Raw genomic sequence first — 18,302 nt, 5'->3', positions numbered from 1 at the left:
TTAGTTACTGTTTTACACATCTAACTCGTTATCGCCTTCAGGAAGCTCTAGAGCTTTTACAGATTGTATGGCGTTACCTGCAATTCCTTTTACTGAGCCGTACATATCAATGGTGTTAATAACCACTTTTTCAATTTGTTTTTCACGTTGTTTCCAGATGCGTTGCATAGAGCGTTTTTCGCTATCTAAATCTGTTTTCATTTGTGTAAATCCTTCAACAATGGCTTCAATAGACATGCGGAAGGTGCTACTGGTAAGATAATCGTAAAGTAAATCCATTTTATCCCCTTTATTTTCTTGGGTAACGATGGCGTTATTTACTTGTAAGATACCTTCTCTTAATACGGTGCAAAGTCCTTTAAACTCATCGTAGTTACAAATCCAGATGCCATCACGTAATCCCATTCTGTCCATATCAGAAGGCATCACCTCGGTTACTAAAACACCAATGTTTGCGCCACGATCTCTAATATCGGCTTTAAATTTTTCGATCCAGCTTGGTTGAAAGTCTTTGGTACGCTTACTTTCATAATAAATAGTTCCGCAATTTTGTTGCGAACGTGTATGTACTATTTGAATGCAGTCTCCTCCTCTAGCCCCTTTTTTAATTTCTTCAATAGTATCTAAGGGAAACTTAGTAGCTAGCCATTCTTCAATTGCTAATTCTTGTACTTCTCCTTGGAGTTGCATTGATCCTTGCTCTTGCTTACGTTTCATCTCTTCGGTAAGCTTCTTTTGATCTTCGAGTTGCTTTTGCATCTCTTTAAAGCGCAATTCGTTTTTATCTTCTTCAGATTTTTTAATTTTTTCCTTTTCGGCAATTAAAATATCATTGAGTTTTTTTTGAGCTTCGGCTTCGGCAGCTTCTTTGAGTTCGCCTTTTTCGCGTTTTAGCTTTTCAATTTCAGCTTTTGATCGGTTTAATTCTTTGACTTGCTCTGACTTTTCATTTAATTCCTTTTGTAAGGCTTCAAATTGCTCTTCTTGTTCTCCTTTAAGCTTTTGCTTTAGTCTTATTTCTATCTCCTTTTTATCAGCTTTAAGCTGGCTTTCTAAACGTTCTTGAAAGAGTTCGTTTTCGCGTTTCTTCTTTTGTTCGAAATTTAATTTTTCTTGTCTTAATTGTTCTTGAGCAGTATCGTGTTTCTTTTTCTCTTGGTTGATTTGTGCTTGATATTTCTGTTTGATCTCTTCTTCTAATTGGTGTGACAAGATATCTTGTACATCTATGGAGGTTGAACAGTTAGGACATTTTATTTGATTTTCGTTTTTCATGCGTAAAAAAGACTTGTCGGTTTTATAAGTGCATAAGATGGGTTATGCTGTTTTCAAAATTATAAGAAAGCATTGAAATGGGCAACATAAAAACACTTTATATTAGGGTGTATTATGCTTAATAATTAAAGGTATTAGCTACCAGTTATTGTGGTTTTACTTTTTCTTTGAATATTTTTCGTAAAGGATGTAAATTCCTAATAAAACGACTCCAATAAGTATGCCTTGAACGAGAGATTGTAGTATGTTCCCCATAAATTATTTTTTTAAGATTAGTTCTGCTTTAGTGATTTGCAATGTAGGGTTTTTTGAGGCTAATACATAGGCATTAAAGGTGTAAGTACCGTCTTCAATGATTTGTAAAGTGGTGTTTTTACCTTTAAAACGCCAGGTAACATTGTTGTTAACTACTTTTTTGACTTCGTTAATTGTAATGTTCTTTTTAATAGGATTGATATCTAACTGGGTATAGGGTTTTTTGTCTTTTAATACATTGACTTTGAAGTTAAGATTGACATTGTTTGTGTATTTAAAATCCATTTGGGACCAAAATGCAATGGTTTCTCCCTTTTTAAGATGAAGTGTTGTTGTTCTGGTGATTGTATTGGTGCTATCTGTACTTGCTTGGTTGATTGAAAGGCGTGCAACTTCATCTCCTGTTAATCCGCAGTTTGTAAATATTAAAAGTGTAAGGGTTAAAAAGAGGATTGTGTATTGATTATTTTTCATTTGGAATGTAGTGCTAGCTTAACGGGTGTGTGTGTTTATATTTCGTTTATAATATATGTGAGTACGCTTGTGCCTACTGCTATAAATACAGCTTCATTAACACTAGATGCTGAGAAATAGTATAAAAGTAGAAACATAAGCACACTTGTTATTATGGCTTTGATTATTTTTTTCTTCATTGTTATACTGTTTTATGGTGGATTGTTTGTTGGGTTTTTAAGTTAGACTTTTAAGGACTTCAATAATTTGGTTTGGCTCTGAACGTGTACGATAGTCTACGTTTACATAGCTCCACTTTACTGTGCCATCACTTGTGATTACAAAGGTTGCAGGGATTGGCAGTATACTTCCGTCGCCATTATTTATAGTATCTAGGTCTAGGTTACGATCTACACGCATGTGTTCCATTAAAAACTCTGGCACTTTCCAAGCTACTCCAAATTGATTGGCCACTTTAGCGTCTTGGTCTGATAATACAGTGAATGGCAGGTTAGAAATTTCGGTTTTGGTTAGAGATCCGTCTGGTACTTGGGGACTAATAGCAACAAGGGATGTTCTTAATGCTGAGAACTCGCTTATTTTATCTTGTAGGGCTTTTAATTGTAGGTTGCAATAAGGGCACCAGCTTCCGCGGTAAAAGGTTATAACGACAGGACCTTTACGAAGCAAGGTTGAGAGGCTTACTTGTTGGCCGTTGGCGTCTGGTAATTGAAAGTTTGGCGCCGTCTCCCCTACTTTTATGGCATTTTCACCTTCTTTAAAGGCTTTGGCTTGTGCTATAACGTCATCTACGCCTTTCATGAATTCTGGTTTTGCTTTTCGGCCTGCAGCTATTTTAGCGTCTGTTTGTTCCTTTAAAGTGCTCATTGGTTATTATTTGTTTGGGTGAGAAAGTTGTTAATATAACCCTTTTTAAATGCTTTTTTGGTATTTGTCTTTTCTTTTTTTCTTGTGTGAGTTGTTGTTTTTGTTTTGAGATTGTAAATACTTGTAGCGTGATTTATAAAATGGGTAGACTGCTTATAAAATGAGGTTGTTAAACGTATAAATAGGGACGCAAGACTACTAAGTAGGGATACAAGACTACTAAATGGGGACGCAAGAACTATAAAACTTTTAGCAAGAACTATAAAACTTTTAGCAAGAACTATAAAACTTTTAGCAAGAATACTAAATGGGGACGCAAGAATACTAAATTGGGATGCAAGAATACTAAATGGGGATACAAGAATACTAAATTGGGATGCAAGAATACTAAATGGGGACGCAAGAATACTAAATGGGGATGCAAGAATACTAAATTGGGATACAAGAATACTAAATGGGGATGCAAGAATACTAAATGGGGATACAAGAATACTAAATGGGGATGCAAGAATACTAAATTGGGATGCAAGAATACTAAATGGGGACGCAAGACTACTAAATGGGGATACAAGACTACTAAATGGGGACGCAAGACTACTAAATGGGGATGCAAGACTACTAAATGGGGATACAAGACTACTAAATGGGGATGCAAGACTACTAAATGGGGATACAAGACTACTAAATGGGGACGCAAGACTACTAAATGGGGATGCAAGACTACTAAATGGGGATGCTAGATGTATGACTATGATTGCTAAACCTACAACATGACTGGTTTGTTTTGTAGTGGTGTTGTGAGGTGTGTAATTGACATAGCGCGTATTGTTGCTTATGTTGAGCGTATTTTATGTAGCGCTTTCATCTTGTTTAAAAGCTTTTGCTTTTGCAATAACAGTATCAACCCCATTTATAAATTTAGGTTTCCCTTTTTGTTCAGCTTCAATTTTAGTGTTGGTTTGTGCTCTTAGTGTTGCTATGTTTTATTTGTTTTGATGTTGAAATTTAAACTATAATTTTTATTTGGTAATCGTGTTTTTAGTTGTTGCTTTTTCTTTTTGTAAGCTATGTAGTAGCATTCCTAAAATTACTAAAGCCATTCCTGTAATAGCATATATATCTGGTAAATGACTATTTAAAATGATAATTTCTCCAATAAGTGCGAAAATTATTTCGATAGATTGTGTGGCTTCAACTGAGGCTAAAGCTTTTTCATCTTTTCTTACTCTATCTGTAGCCATGAAAAATAAAACCGTAGCAATAACTCCTGAACAAATAGCAACTATTAAGGTTTGATATACTTGTGCTTGAGTGGGTAGTTGGTTTGTAGAGATGCCATAAAGTGATAATATAATCCATAATGGTGTACTTGCCAAGGTCATTCCTAGTGTGCGTTGCATAGCGTTAAGTTTACCATCTGTAACTTGCATCATCTTTCTGTTTCCTAAAGGATAGGCTATTGCAGCAATTAAAACAGGTATAATACCAAGAAGTAACTCTTTAGTAGTAATAGATTTAGCTTGACTTACTTGCATGATTAATACACCTAGTAATATGATTAAAGAAAACGCAAGTGTTTGCAGTGAAATACTGTTTTTAAAACTTGTTTTATTTATAATTGGCGCCATTAACATTCCTGCAATAATGGTAATTTGCCAAGTACCGGCCACTAACCATGAAGGTCCAAAAGCCGCAGCATAAGTTAAGGCTGAATAAAATATACCAAACCCAATAGTGCTCCAAAGGATCCATTGCCATGGTTTTTGTTTCATTTGATATAATAAAGGCTTTAGGTTTTTTCTGGACATTACTAGAATTAACAGTAAAGGAATCATCCAGAAAAAGCGAATTGATGCGCTCCAAATCCAATAGCCACCATTAACAGCCATTACCCTGTTAAGTACAAAAGTTACCGCAAAGAATAAAGCGGAAAGTATGCTTAATGCAATTGCTTTTGATTTATTTGATTTCATGATATACATTTTTTGAAAGCTATAAAACCAAAAATAGTAAAGAAAGGTATTACGTTTCTTTACTATTTTATAAAATTTTTAAAGGCTTGATATGTGCTCTTTTGTGATTAAGCTCTTTTTATTTTTCAACTTCTTTATTAAGCTTTAAATGAATGGTTTGTACCGCTCTTGGCGCAATTTGACTTGTGTAGGTTTCTGTGCCTAAGTTTAAAGCTAGTTGATAGTTTTCTTTGTTTCTATTAAATATAACAACGGCAATTGAACCATCGGTATTTTTTGCTGCTGTATAAATAAGTCCCTCTTGTTTTGGTCCTTGCACGTCAATACGGTGTGCTTCTGGACGAATAAATTTACTAAAGTGACTTAATAAGTAATAAAGCGGTGTGTAAATTACTTGGTCTGTTACTGGGTTTATAAGTACTGGAGCGCTGTTGTAATTGTTGTAAGGATTTGGTTGTCCTTGATTACTAAGTATGCTACACCACTCAATATATCCTTGTGTACCATGATTTAAATCTGTAATCATATCATAAGCATAAGTTTCAAAAGGAACAAAAGTACCTGCGTAGTCTGTACTTTCTCTCCAGTATTGTCCAATAGGATCTTTAGCATCAATATCAATACTAGACTCTGTATGAATCATTCCTTTGTTTGGCCAAGCTTCTTGAAGCTCTTCTAGTTGGCTAGCGTACCAATTGTTTTCTTTTAATTCTGAATTTGTGTACCAGTGAAAAGCGGTTCCCCAAGCGTATTTTGAAGCTTCAGGATCGTTGTATGTTACGTTAACATAGTTATTCATGGTTTCTTTATTGTGATCATAGATTAATACACGTAAACCAGAGTTTAAATCATTAAGATTAAGGTGACCATCTTTTACCAGTTGAGGTCCTAGGTGGTTTTTTAGAAAGTCTCTCCCTTGTTCTGGTGTAAACCCATTACTATCCCATTGTGCGTCATGTGCGTGTAGTGGTTCGTTTTGTGGCGTTATCCCCCAAAGGTTGATGCCTTGCGCTTTGTATGCTGTTACGTACTTGGATAGGTATTGTGCCCAGAGTCCGTAATATTCTGGACGTAAGGTTCCGTTAGTCATTTTTTTAGTTTCGCCTGTTTTCATCCATGATGGCGGACTCCACGGTGATGCGATAATTTTAAAATTGGCACCAGGAACTTGAGAGGCTTCCAAAATCATTGGAATGATATCGTATTTAGGTTCTACAAGCTCTATACCACTCACCTGCTCGTTTTCGTTACCAGAAAACCCTTTTATATCTTCATTGATACTGAATGTTGCTAATGTAGTATCGCCTTCATCAATATACGTGTAGTGTGTGTTTGAGTAATCGCTACTATTAATATGTGTACGTGTTAGTGTAAAACCAGCACCTTTGGTTGGGCTGAATAATTTTGATAGTACTTCTTTTCTTGCTGCTACGGGTATTGTGGCTAAATTCCATGCTGAAGACTCGGTAAATGATGCTCCAAAACCATAATATTCTTGGTATTCTTTTTCCGGGAAAAGTTGTAGGGTTACTTTTTTAGCTTCTTTTGTGTTTGCTGTATTTGTGTTTGCAGCTAATAATTTAAGATTATCACCCGCTTGAGATGTTTGGTAGCTATTAGCTGTGTAGCTATTAGGTTTTTCTTTGGTAGTACAACTTACAAGTGCTATTGATATTGCTAATAGTTGTAGGTTTTTAATATTTAGGTGTTTGAATGTGTTTGTTGGTGCTTTCAATATGTTGCTGGGTTTAATAATTGGTCTGTTTAAGCGAAACGTTTTTTTTATTTTGGGTGTTTTATATTGCAATTTACCTTATATATAGGCGTATTTGCGTATAATATTTGTTATTATATCGTGTTATTAAGGCGCAGTAAATTTTATTTTACTGGTATGGTTGTATATTTTGTGATGTTGCACTGTAGCGGCTTTTTACGTGTTTTTTTTACGTTTTGTGTAACGGTATAAAACCCAGTGTTATCTGTATATAGTAAGTTGTTGCGACTGAAGAGTTTTGCGTTTAATTGCGCTACTGTGTGGTATACCTCTTTTGTGTTTAGACCTAGTTTATCTAGATATATGGTTGGTTGTGAGGTTTTGTAATGGAGAGTGGAGATTTTTTTGGGAAAATGGGGTGTTGTTTACGAGGTGTTGAAGTGAAGGATTTATGAATTAACCAAAATAGAATAAGACGTCAAACATAAAAGAGAAATAACTAAGCATGAAAAACAAATGTATTCTAAATATTTATAAATTATTGGACGATCTGCTATGTCAAATTCTGTTTTATTTCCATTAAGAAGCTTTAATATTTGTTCTTTCTTTTTTATTAGAGATATATTTAAGACAACTGTATCTGCAAATAAAATTATTACACCAAGAAGAATACCGAGTGACATTGTGGAAATAGTAATTATAAATAATGTGGACTCTATGTAATTATGCTCGTTATCTGACTTTAAAGAAATAAAAATAGCTAAAAAAGCAGATGCTATCGTTAATGTGTTTTTTAACCAGTCGCGATACACTTTATTTCTTTCATCTTGCAGAGTTTTTAAATCATCAAGATGCTTTAGAGTGTCTTTTATATCCATTATTTTATAATTTTATATCCATTATTTTTAATTGGTCTTTTATTGAACTTGATAAGTCATATTCTTTAAAATTATTTACTAAAACAATTTCAATTTCATTGTAGAATTTTATCATACTTTCATTAATACCTTTTTTATCTTTTTCTTTTAATAGTTTTCCTAAAACACCTGTTTTTTGCTTAAAAGTATTTTTACCTGTTTTCCAAATTCCAAATTTTGAATTTACTATCAAATATTGACTAGCGACAAAAACATCATTTAGTTTTTCATATTCTGTTAAATTAAATTTTGAAATAATTTCTATTTTACTGCTTTTTGACAAGCACTCTCCTCTTCCTGGGAAATTTATTTTAGGTGAATACTTAATTCCGCTATCTTTAATAAATTTCTTAATTTTAAATTCTTCCTTATAGGCTAAGGATTCAGAACGATTAACTCCATATATATCATTTTCAATGGACTTTCTTGCAACTGGATAAGCGTTGTAAACTCCTTTTGATTGTATAATTATATTATTAGCTCTTTTAAATGGATTATTGGAAACGCCAATTTTTAAAAATTCTTCATTTGATACATTACTTATAATATTCATTAAATAAATAAAATTTTGTTTTTCTAAGTTCATTTGTTGTATATGATGTTGTGTTGCGTTTTTATTCTTTTATGTATTCGTCTTTTTCAAAATCATAAATATATAGGCTGTAGATAAAATCTTCTAAAGAATTTGATTTGAAAAGAATTCCGAAATCTCCATTATCAACTTCGTAAACTTTTCCGTTATGCTTCCCTCCTATAGAAATGTATATTAAACCACCGTCTTCAAGTCCCATTACAGGTAATAAATAATCTATTTCAACATGATCTGAAGTTAACTCGAAATGCTTAAAAGTATCTTGTAAATGAGGTTTTAAATTGAGGTAACTCTCTATGATGTTATTGGGATTTAAAATTTCTGCAATTGAATTTACTGATTTCCATCCATCATCGTGTATGAGATCATAAGTGTATACTTGATCTTTTCCGTATGAATTGCCACCAGAGTATGCTTCTAAAAACAATTTAAGATTGGTTGGTAAGGTAAAACCTGTTTGCTCTTCAATTTGTTTAAAATCTTCTGAATTAATTCCTTCTATATCGTCAAATTCTAATTTATTTTTCATTTTTTTAATTGTTGACAGGGGGTTGTGTATGGTTTAGTGGGTGGTTAAGTACGTAATTTAGTAAATAAAATATAGATGGAATGTCTGCGAGGGTTTTAGTAAATGAGTGAGAAGCCAGTAATGGATTATATGCGGTGTTGACTACTGCTTGTTTGTTTTATTGAAAAAGTTTGTCTTGCATGAATTCCTTTCTTTTTACATTATCATTGAAAGTATGTATTAATTTATTATCACTAATAATTTTTAATATTATTTCACAAATGAACTTGAAAAAAGGTGGTATTAAATTTAGTTCTACCTCCTTTATTGTTTCTCCATGAACTAATTTTGACCTAATAGAATAATATTTTTTGACATATTTATATAATTCTTTTTTTTCTTCCTTTTCATTACCAGTAAAGTTTGCAACGTTGAAAGCAATTTGGTGAATTAGTTCTGAATTTGAATGGGGTGAAAATAAAGTTTCAAGGACTATTGATAAAGAAATTCCTGTAAGTTCTAAAGAGAGAGTATGCCAAGAAAAATAAAAAAAGTTCAACATATTATCAATTCTAGAACTTTTTACATTTGAAGTATAAGTTAATTTTAAATTTTGCCATACTTTATCCAATATTTCTATACTGTTGATGTCAAATTTAGCACGATAACATGTGAGGTCATGAGTAAATTCAGTTAAACTATCATATAGTGTATAGGTTAAACCTGAAGTTTTAAAATCATCTTTTGAAACTATAACTCTACAATGGCCTAAAGTGCCTTTATAAATAATTGTAAGAAGGTTTATAAAGGTTATTGATAAAGAATAATGTGAGGATGAAGGCAAAAATGAATGATCAGAACCTGTGTCATCATATAATATTAATCCAGTATTAAAGGTATATGGTTCTCCATCATCAACATTATCACTCTCACATATTTTTTCATATAGGCTTCCAACAGGATGAGTACTTGGGTTCACAAAACTTATACCTTTGTCCAAGGTGTATTCATTTTCATGATATTCCCAATTCAATAAATGTATAAGTATTACAAATTTCATATAAGTGATTTCAGTTTAGCTAACGTTGTTGTATATGGTTTTTTGCGTGGTTTAAGTAACTAATTTAGTAAATAAATCATAGATGGAATGTCTGCGAGGATTTTTGTAAGTGAGTAAAAAGCTAGCAATAAAGTTTATACGGTGTTGGCAATAGTATTTATTACTTCGTTAATTGTTTCTACACCAAAATCTCTTTTTGCTACTGTTAACAAATTCTGTCGTAATTTAGATGGTAATTCAACATTTTTCTTGTCTAGAACAAGAGCTGCATAAAATGGGTATTCTTTTGATTTAAAAAATTTTATGTAGTAATCTATCTCTTCAATTGAATAGAGCAAGAATGATTTTTCTGAATGGAAGTTTTTCTTAATACTTTCAGGAATTTTGATTTTATCAATACTATGATTGAAACCGTTTATTGAAAGTGTATTTGTTGATTTTTTTTCAATCGGGTTTTGAATAGTTTCAATATTTGGAATTGTTATTGAAAATTGCTCTTTTTGTTCTATATATCTTTCATTTAGAAAAGATAAAACTTTATCAAGAGACTTTAATTGTTTTTCAAACCATTGTTCGTTAACAAGCAATGCATATTCTTCTTTACCATCAATTTTTAGTGCAAGAACATAATCATCTATAAATCCGTGTTTAAAAAGAAATGAGCCGTCTTTTCGGTCAATCAAAATCGAATTGTTTCCTAAATATTCCCAATTTCCTTTTTCTATTTTTCCGTCAGTCGAAATAAGTAATTGATTATCTTTTTCTCTGAAAATGAAGACAGACTTTCTTGATGTATCCTCATCTAAAATTACCCAATGCTTATTTAATAGAATAGTCAAATTATCTAATTTTTGACTAAATCTTTGAATTTTTGGAATTATATCAAGTATGTAGGTTTTCATTTTGTTATATTATTGCCAACTACAGGATATCACTGTTTTTAGAGTTACACCTCTGTTTATAGGTTATTTGTATTAAACTGCTGCTAATATAGTTGTTTTAATAAAAGGGATGTTATGGTTTTCCGTAAAAGGGATGCTTAATTTTATTTTTAGTACAGGACTTTAATTGTTGCTACGGTTTAGCTATGAATAGTACGGTGCAGAAAATTTGTGGATTTTGGTAAGTAAGTTAGAACTAACGATGGATTATATGCTTTGTTGTGGTTAGTGATTTATTTTTTTTCTTTCAACTTCTTTTTTTACTCCATCTAAATCTGGTTGAATAGTCATCCAATTAATATTTAATATTTCAAGTCTTTTAAAAACTTGCCAAGCTACTCGATGTGATAAAGTAAATAAACTTGGTTTCCCAATTTTTTCATTTATTAGTCTTTCGTTATCAGAACTCTTGTTATAATCAAATAAATATTCATCGAGTGATTTTATTTTTCCTTCTGTATTAAAAAGGTTTTCGTCAATTGATTGACCTTTAAAATAATTGATAAATAATCCTTGTTGGGCAGTCATATTTTTATTCTGGAAGCCTTCAACAAATATTCGTTTTAGATAAAAGTCTTCTTGACATATTTCAATCAATCTTTCTGGAATTGCCCAGATTCCAATCTTTGAATTATCATCTTTATTAGGATGCTTTATTTTCTCAGAAGCAAAAAATATTGCCTTATTTGGGTTAAAAGTAAAATCTAATAATCTAGTATTAACTCCATAATGTTGAGCTAAAGCTAATTCCTTAAATTGTTCTGGTTTTGGAAAATACGTTATTAAATCAAATGTTTTAAAGTTTTCATCGATTAAAGTAGAGTTAATTAATTTGAAAGAATCATCTTCAATTTTGTAGCCTAAACTATTCAATCCTTTGATGAAATTTATAAAATCAGTTAATTCAGGTAAATAATGACCGTTTCCAGATTTTAGTATATTTAAACTGTTGGTTTCTTCATTGGAATTTAAATTTCGAAAGGCAGTAGGAATTAATTTCCAATCTGAGCATCGTTGTCCTCTGAATATGTATTTTGCATCAATATTTGAAATATTAGTTTGATGTAGTTCCGAAAATGGATCATTAAAACATTCAAAAAAAGCATCACAATTTTCTTCGAATTCATATTCCCAATGAGTAATCTTATCAATTGGCTTAATACCACGAACTATTTTACCGTGTGGATTTATTTCAGGTTCGTGCTGAATTCTTATATCTATAGGTAAATCTTTCAATTATTTCGTTTTTTTTTCATTAAGCACAACTAGAGGACATCACTACTTTTTGCATTACACTTCTGCTTATAGTGCACAGGCATTCAGTTTACTGCGGCTAATATAGTTATTTTAATAAAAGGTTTGTTATGGTTTTCCGTAAAAGGGGTGCTTAATTTTATTTTTAGTACAGGACTTTAATTTTTGCTACGGTTTAGCTATGAATAGTACGGTGCAGAAAATTTGCGGATTTTGGTATGTAATTACCGACCAAGAAAGTCCGCGAGGACTTTTGTAAGTGAGTAAAAATCTAGCAATGGATTGTGTACGATGTTAGGGCACGTTTTATATTAATAAATCTTCAATGTTTTTTTCAATTTCTCTTAATTTTGTTGATATTTCTTTTTGAATTTTTTTGTCTAATGTTGAAATACCGTCAATTACATTTTTGGCGTCATCATTTGTTATTGGTTGCAGATTAGCTGTTTTCATGATGTTATCATCAATTTCTTTTCTAAGTGATTCTAATTCTAAACTAATTTCTTCTTTGAAAAAGTGACCAATTGATAAAAATAATGATGATTTCACTCTAAAGTATTCAATCATTATTGGTCCTGAAATCGCTAAATTGTAAATATCAGAAGGTTTCACATTAAGACTAATTTGTTTTAATTCGGAACCAACTTTTTCAATTGTTAATCTTCTGTTTTCAAGAAGGTCAATTCTCGTTTTTTTAAGTCCTATTGCATTCTGTTTAGAGGAGATACCTTTAGAAACAATAACATTTATCAAAGCAACTATCAAAGTCGCAAGTGATGCAACTAATACTACTATTAATTCAGTTTCCATATTTTACTTTTTATATTTAATTTCTCATAAACTCTGGTAATTCTTTTAATTCCGTTTGAGTGAGTAAATATAATTCTTGCTAAATTCCATATAATTTAGTTTTTATTTCGATGCCGTAAATAAGATTAAAAGTCTGTTCTGATTTTTATTCTCTCAGGAATTCCTGTTTTTAATTATTTTTTTCAATATATTTTTATCAATTGCGCCATAAATTACTCCGAAGCCAACAATTGTAAATATTAATTGCAGAATATTAAGAATCATTTCAGATTTTACATAAACTCCTATATGTGGTTTAATCATTAGTGTTAAACCGAAGCTAAACACTAAAGAAATAATTCCGACTAATATTTTTAAAATCATTTTATTCATTTTTTGAGTACGTTCCGCCAATGAATGCCAACGTGTTTGTGTATAAGGAAAGTTGCGTGTTTATGTGCGAGGATTTTCCGAAGGAAAATCAGAAGCTAGCAAACAAAGCAACTAACATTGGTTAAGCACAAAATAGCAATTTTTTATATACTATGTTGGCAGTAGTTATTTTTTTCCGCTTGATGGTTTTGGTATAATTGCTTTTTGATTTGGTGACGGCTTATCGGAGCTGTGTTTAACAATTCTACTTGTCGGAGGTGTTGGTTTCGGAGTTGGTTTTTTATCACTCATATTATTTGTTTTAAAAGATGTGTTATAAAAGTTGCAAATGCTATAATTAAAGATATAATCAAATATTTTTTGGTCAGATATATTTGATATGTACGTTTAATATTTAAATCATTATTTACGTCAGAACATTTAATTAATTCCGTAATTAAAGATTCTTCAAATTCTTTTTCACTATCGGAATCAATCCCTTCATTTTCGTTATATTCAATTAAGTTTTTTCGATAAGATTCAAAGTCTGTATTAGTTCCTAAAACCTCATAATTATAACCTTTAATTCCATTATTATAGGAGAGAATTATATGGAATATGGATTTACATAATAGTAATGAAATTATTAATATTAGTGCAACAATTATAAAGTCAGTTTTGAGCAAACATTCAAAATTCACTTTTTGTGAGATATAAGATATTATTCCAAAAATGATTGTAATAATCAAAATAGGATTATTAATCGATTTATCTAAATCGTCTTTTTTCTTAAGTTCTGTTTCATAAAAACTTTTATAAAAAGATAGTCTGTCCATTGTTTTGTCAAATTACTGCCAACTACAGGATATCACTATTTTTAGTGTTATACCTCTGCTTATAGGTTACTTGTATTAAACTGCTGCTAATATAGTTGTTTTAATAAAAGGTTTGTTATGGTTATCCGTAAAAGGGATGCTTAATTTTATTTTTATGGGGTTTGCATCTCGATACAATTTATTCGTTCCTCTTAAATCACTCGATGTGACATGGTGTGATTTGTTTGTTCTTCTTAAGTTACTTGATGTGACGGAGGGGGTATGCTTTCTTTTATTCTCTATTCTTTTCCATTGCTGAAAAGAACCAAAAAGCTAGACTGACTATCATTTTCTTGAATTGTATAGGTTACTCCACTAACGCGTTGAGATTGTTACTCTGCGTTTGTTTTATTCTACGTTCTTTTCCATTGCTGAAAAGAACCAAAAAGCTAGACTGACTATTATTTTCTTGAATTCTACAGGTTACTCCACTAACGCGTCCAGACCGTTACTCTGCGTTTCACTCTTTGGACGCTTGCCGTTTCATAACCTTTGAATTGCTACGGAAATTATAGATAGGTCGGGGTTTGATTTATTCGTGCCTCTTAAATCATTTGGGCATCTCGATACTATTTACTCGTTCCTCTTAAATCACTCGATGTGACAAATGATTAGGTACTCTCCTACTTTATACTTGGTGGTATCTGGATACTGTTTGTTTGTGGTTCTTAAATTACTGGATGTGATGTGGTGTGATGGTTTTCTTTTGTTCTCTATTCTTTTCCATTGCTGAAAAGCACCAAAAAGCTAGACTGACTATCATTTTCTTGAATTCTACAGGTTACTCCACTAACGCGTCCAGACCGTTACTCTGCGTTTCACCCTTTGGACGCTTGCCGTTTCATAACCTTTGAATTGCTACGGAAATTATAGTAGGTCGGGGTTTGATTTATTCGTGCCTCTTAAATCATTTGGGCATCTCGATACTATTTACTCGTTCCTCTTAAATCACTCGATGTGACAAATGATTAGGTACTCTCCTACTTTATACTTGGTGGTATCTGGATACTGTTTGTTTGTGGTTCTTAAATTACTGGATGTGATGTGGTGTGATGGTTTTCTTTTGTTCTCTATTCTTTTCCATTGCTGAAAAGCACCAAAAAGCTAGACTGACTATTATTTTCTTGAATTCTACAGGTTACTCCACTAACGCGTCCAGACCGTTACTCTGCGTTTCACTCTTTGGACGCTTGCCGTTTCTTAACCTTTGAATTGCTACGGAAATTATAGTAGGTCGGGGTTTGATTTATTCGTGCCTCTTAAATCATTTGGGCATCTCGATACAATTTATTCGTTCCTTTTAAATCACTCGATGTGACAAATGATTAGGTGCTCTCCTACTTTGGATTGGTTGGTATCTGGATACGATTTATTTGTTTCTTTTTGATTAGTAGTGAAGAAAGTAAGGTGTGAAAAACCAGTCTTAATTGCGGTTTGTAATAAGCTGTTAAAACAGGCTTTTGCTATCGCTAAATCAGGATTAACTTACGACAATAACTATAGAAGTGTTTTGGCGAGAAATTAATGCCTTTTTACTTGTTTTTTACCACAGTACTTTGTTGTGTGTAGTTATTTTGTTAATTTATCAAGTTCTTTATTAGAGAATTTTACCATTGATTTTGGCATTGTCTTAGATAATTCATCAAACTTATTTTTTGTTTCTAATTCAAAACTCCCATTTGTCTCAAATTGATAAGTTAATTTAGTGAATAATCCAAAATATTTATAATGTTCATCGGATATCATTATTTCAATATCATTTGCGTTAACATTTTTGTAAGAATCATCTTTTGCATAACTACCTATTACACGTAAAACAGCTAATTCAACTTCTTTTTCTGGACCGTTAGAAGTTAACCTCTGATAACGTTTTCCATCGCTAAAAAACATTCCTGTTTTCATTGGTATTAATGTAATAAAAAAAATACCTAATGACGCTAGTGCTCCAATTAATATAATTACTGGTTTGTTTAAATTAAGTAAGAAATATAAACTGAACAAAATTAAGGCAAGGATAAATGAAGCAATTGGACCTGCTAGAATTATTTTTGAAAAAATCTTACTATTTTCGGAATTATCATTTTTAGGAATTGTAGCTGCAATTCCACCATAATGGCCAATGTTTTTATTTAAATAAACTTTAATTTTATTGTTTTCTTTTTTTATTCCTAAAGGGCCAACTACAAAAATTTCAAATCTAAAACCTTGAACTAATCCTGTAATCAAATGACCCAATTCGTGAACGCCAAGAACAACGAATAGCATAATTATAATACCTAATATTTCAATAATTTTTGTTATCATTTACTATGCTTGTTTTAATTGTGCACAACGTTGTTGTGTATGATTAGTGGTGTGATTTAGGCACTAAGTTAGCAAATAAATCACAGATAGAATATTCCGCAGGAATGTTTGTAAGTAATTATTGACCAAGCAATTAGTTACACACGGTGTTAGCAAATCGTTTTTTATTTTTTCACGAGTTTCAAATTCCGCATTGCGTAGAATTCAAATCCGTTTATTGGTTTTATTTTCCGTTTTTTTATTCGGTAAATTATGCTCGAATTAATTTCAGTCCATTTTTTGTCCGATTTACTTTTTTTCTCCAGTTCTATATTCAGAATTAGTGTGTCGTTTTCAATTTTCCATTTTCCTTTTAATTCCGAGTATATTATTTCGTGATAGTGATAGAATTTAGTTCGATGAAAAGTTCCGTTTTCATAAAGAACTAAACTGTCAGAATCAACATAATTCCATTTAATTCCACTTTTAGATTTCTGTTTTGTTTTTTCTTTTTTATAGACATATTTAGATTGGATTTCTTGCGAAACCAAAATGTTAGTCAAAAGACCAAAAATCAATATTAGAAGTGTTTTTCTCAAATGTTTGCCAACGTGATTGTGTATGATTAGTTGCGTGGTTTAGCAACTAAAGTTAGTAAATAAAAACCGAATAGAAAATCCGCGAGGGTTTTCGTAAGCAGGCTAGAACTAGCAATAAATTATATACGGTGTTGGCAACAGTTAATTTTCCGATTTTATTTTATTTATCAATCCGCCTCCAAGGAAGTCTTTGAATATTCCTTTAGAATAATCTCTAGAGTACAAGTAATCTTTGAAACTTCCTTCACTTTCTTTTCCATTACTTAAATAATAGCCAATAAAGTGGCTTGGTCCGAATTCAAACCCGTTTTTCTCAATTTTTGAAGTGTAATAATTCATTCCGTTATTTTCTGAATAATATTCACCTTTCCATTTTGTGTCAAAAATTCGACAAAGTGTTTCTCCGAAATAAGCAGTTAATTCAGATTCCAATTTTGCAGACTCAATCCAATCTTCTTGAATTTCATTTTCCAAAATTTTGTCTATTTCGTTTTCTAAACTTTTTACACTAAAATCCAAATCATAACCTTTTTCTAGATATTTTCTACTAACAATTTCAGCAATATCTTTTGGGTTATCTTCTCTGCGCATTTTATTCATAATTGTTGCCAACTACAGGGTATCACTACTTTTAGAGTTATACCGCTGCTTATAGGTTATTGGTATTAAGTTTACTGCTGCTAATATAGTTGTTTTAGTAAAAGGGTTGTTATGGTTATCTGTAAAAGGGATGCTTAATTTTATTTTTATGGGGTTGTGTTGTTGTGTGCATCTCGATATTATTTACTCGTTCCTCTTAAATTACTCGATGTGACATGGTGATGTATGTGATTTATTTTCTCTATTCTTTTCCATTGCTGAAAAGCACCAAAAAGCTAGACTGACTATCATTTTCTTGAATTCTACAGGTTACTCCACTAACGCGTCCAGACCGCTGCACTCTTTGGATGGTTGTGGTTTTGTAGGTTTTTAATTGCTACGGAAATTATAGGTAGGTCGGGGTTTGATTTATTCGTGCCTCTTAAATCATTTGGGCATCTCGATACTATTTACTCGTTCCTCTTAAATCACTCGATGTGACAAATGATTAGGTACTCTCCTACTTTATACTTGGTGGTATCTTGTTATGCTTTGTTTTGTTCTACGTTCTTTTCCATTGCTGAAAAGCACCAAAAAGCTAGACTGACTATCATTTTCTTGAATTCTACAGACTACTCCACTAACGCGTCCAGACCGTTGCATTCTTTGGATGGTTGTGGTTTTGTAGTTTTTTAATTGCTATGGATGTTATGGGGAGGTCGGGGTTTGATGTGGGGTTGTGGGGTTGTGGGGTTGTGTTGTTGTGTGCATCTCGATACAATTTATTCGTTCCTCTTAAATCACTCGATGTGACATGGTGTGATTTGTTTGTTCTTGATTTGCTTGATGTGGTGTTGTGGTTTTCTTTTGTTCTCTGTTCTTTTCCATTGCTGAAAAGCACCAAAAAGCTAGACTGACTATCATTTTCTTGAATTCTACAGACTACTCCACTAACGCGTCCAGACCGTTGCATTC

General features: G+C 31.9%; 17 protein-coding genes and 1 pseudogene. 1 reads left to right on the top strand and 17 read right to left on the bottom strand.

What is annotated here, in order from left to right; translation table 11 throughout:
• Positions 1-12 precede the first annotated feature (12 nt).
• From ACU4C5_RS13205 to ACU4C5_RS13140, 14 genes are all read right to left on the bottom strand, one after another.
• Positions 13-1,275 (bottom strand): DUF2130 domain-containing protein, encoded by a 1,263-nt coding sequence (locus ACU4C5_RS13205; RefSeq protein WP_446844681.1) that lies wholly within the window; start codon positions 1,273-1,275, stop codon positions 13-15.
• A gap of 258 nt (positions 1,276-1,533) precedes the next feature.
• Entirely contained in the window at positions 1,534-2,004 is a 471-nt protein-coding gene (locus ACU4C5_RS13200; RefSeq protein WP_446844680.1) for a hypothetical protein, read from the bottom strand.
• A gap of 35 nt (positions 2,005-2,039) precedes the next feature.
• Positions 2,040-2,183 (bottom strand): hypothetical protein, encoded by a 144-nt coding sequence (locus ACU4C5_RS13195; RefSeq protein ID WP_446844679.1) that lies wholly within the window; start codon positions 2,181-2,183, stop codon positions 2,040-2,042.
• Positions 2,184-2,220: 37 nt separating this feature from the next.
• Positions 2,221-2,871 (bottom strand): peroxiredoxin-like family protein, encoded by a 651-nt coding sequence (locus tag ACU4C5_RS13190; RefSeq protein WP_446844678.1) that lies wholly within the window; start codon positions 2,869-2,871, stop codon positions 2,221-2,223.
• A gap of 1,019 nt (positions 2,872-3,890) precedes the next feature.
• Positions 3,891-4,844, bottom strand: a complete 954-nt coding sequence (locus ACU4C5_RS13185; RefSeq protein ID WP_446844677.1) for a DMT family transporter — start codon at positions 4,842-4,844, stop codon at positions 3,891-3,893.
• A gap of 118 nt (positions 4,845-4,962) precedes the next feature.
• Positions 4,963-6,579 (bottom strand): glycoside hydrolase family 30 protein, encoded by a 1,617-nt coding sequence (locus ACU4C5_RS13180; protein WP_446844676.1) that lies wholly within the window; start codon positions 6,577-6,579, stop codon positions 4,963-4,965.
• Between the two features lie 428 nt (positions 6,580-7,007).
• The gene (locus tag ACU4C5_RS13175; RefSeq protein ID WP_446844675.1) at positions 7,008-7,436 is read right to left on the bottom strand and encodes a hypothetical protein; all 429 of its coding nucleotides are present in this window, start codon (positions 7,434-7,436) and stop codon (positions 7,008-7,010) included.
• Between the two features lie 4 nt (positions 7,437-7,440).
• The gene (locus tag ACU4C5_RS13170; protein ID WP_446844674.1) at positions 7,441-8,061 is read right to left on the bottom strand and encodes a hypothetical protein; all 621 of its coding nucleotides are present in this window, start codon (positions 8,059-8,061) and stop codon (positions 7,441-7,443) included.
• Between the two features lie 28 nt (positions 8,062-8,089).
• The gene (locus ACU4C5_RS13165; RefSeq protein ID WP_446844673.1) at positions 8,090-8,596 is read right to left on the bottom strand and encodes an SMI1/KNR4 family protein; all 507 of its coding nucleotides are present in this window, start codon (positions 8,594-8,596) and stop codon (positions 8,090-8,092) included.
• Between the two features lie 157 nt (positions 8,597-8,753).
• Positions 8,754-9,635: a hypothetical protein gene (locus tag ACU4C5_RS13160; protein ID WP_446844672.1), complete on the bottom strand. Its 882-nt coding sequence runs from the start codon at positions 9,633-9,635 to the stop codon at positions 8,754-8,756.
• Between the two features lie 134 nt (positions 9,636-9,769).
• Positions 9,770-10,537, bottom strand: coding sequence for a hypothetical protein (locus tag ACU4C5_RS13155; RefSeq protein ID WP_446844671.1), 768 nt, complete (start codon positions 10,535-10,537; stop codon positions 9,770-9,772).
• Between the two features lie 264 nt (positions 10,538-10,801).
• Positions 10,802-11,812: an FRG domain-containing protein gene (locus ACU4C5_RS13150; protein ID WP_446844670.1), complete on the bottom strand. Its 1,011-nt coding sequence runs from the start codon at positions 11,810-11,812 to the stop codon at positions 10,802-10,804.
• Positions 11,813-12,136: 324 nt separating this feature from the next.
• Positions 12,137-12,640: a hypothetical protein gene (locus tag ACU4C5_RS13145; protein WP_446844669.1), complete on the bottom strand. Its 504-nt coding sequence runs from the start codon at positions 12,638-12,640 to the stop codon at positions 12,137-12,139.
• A gap of 659 nt (positions 12,641-13,299) precedes the next feature.
• Positions 13,300-13,827, bottom strand: a complete 528-nt coding sequence (locus ACU4C5_RS13140; RefSeq protein WP_446844668.1) for a hypothetical protein — start codon at positions 13,825-13,827, stop codon at positions 13,300-13,302.
• Between the two features lie 1,453 nt (positions 13,828-15,280).
• Here ACU4C5_RS13140 and ACU4C5_RS13135 point away from each other — a divergent pair.
• A pseudogene (locus ACU4C5_RS13135) lies at positions 15,281-15,391 on the top strand (IS110 family transposase); the annotation flags it as partial.
• A 44-nt stretch (positions 15,392-15,435) separates the two neighbouring features.
• Here ACU4C5_RS13135 and ACU4C5_RS13130 read toward each other — a convergent pair.
• From ACU4C5_RS13130 to ACU4C5_RS13120, 3 genes are all read right to left on the bottom strand, one after another.
• Positions 15,436-16,170: a M50 family metallopeptidase gene (locus ACU4C5_RS13130; protein WP_446844667.1), complete on the bottom strand. Its 735-nt coding sequence runs from the start codon at positions 16,168-16,170 to the stop codon at positions 15,436-15,438.
• A 719-nt stretch (positions 16,171-16,889) separates the two neighbouring features.
• Positions 16,890-17,339, bottom strand: a complete 450-nt coding sequence (locus ACU4C5_RS13125; RefSeq protein ID WP_446844666.1) for a hypothetical protein — start codon at positions 17,337-17,339, stop codon at positions 16,890-16,892.
• Positions 17,340-18,122: 783 nt separating this feature from the next.
• Positions 18,123-18,251 carry a hypothetical protein gene (locus tag ACU4C5_RS13120; RefSeq protein WP_446844665.1) on the bottom strand — a complete coding sequence of 43 codons (129 nt, stop codon included), beginning with the start codon at positions 18,249-18,251 and terminating at the stop codon, positions 18,123-18,125.
• Positions 18,252-18,302 lie beyond the last annotated feature (51 nt).

The organism is Lacinutrix undariae (assembly GCF_052934785.1).
This window is presented reverse-complemented; position numbering and strand designations above follow the sequence as displayed.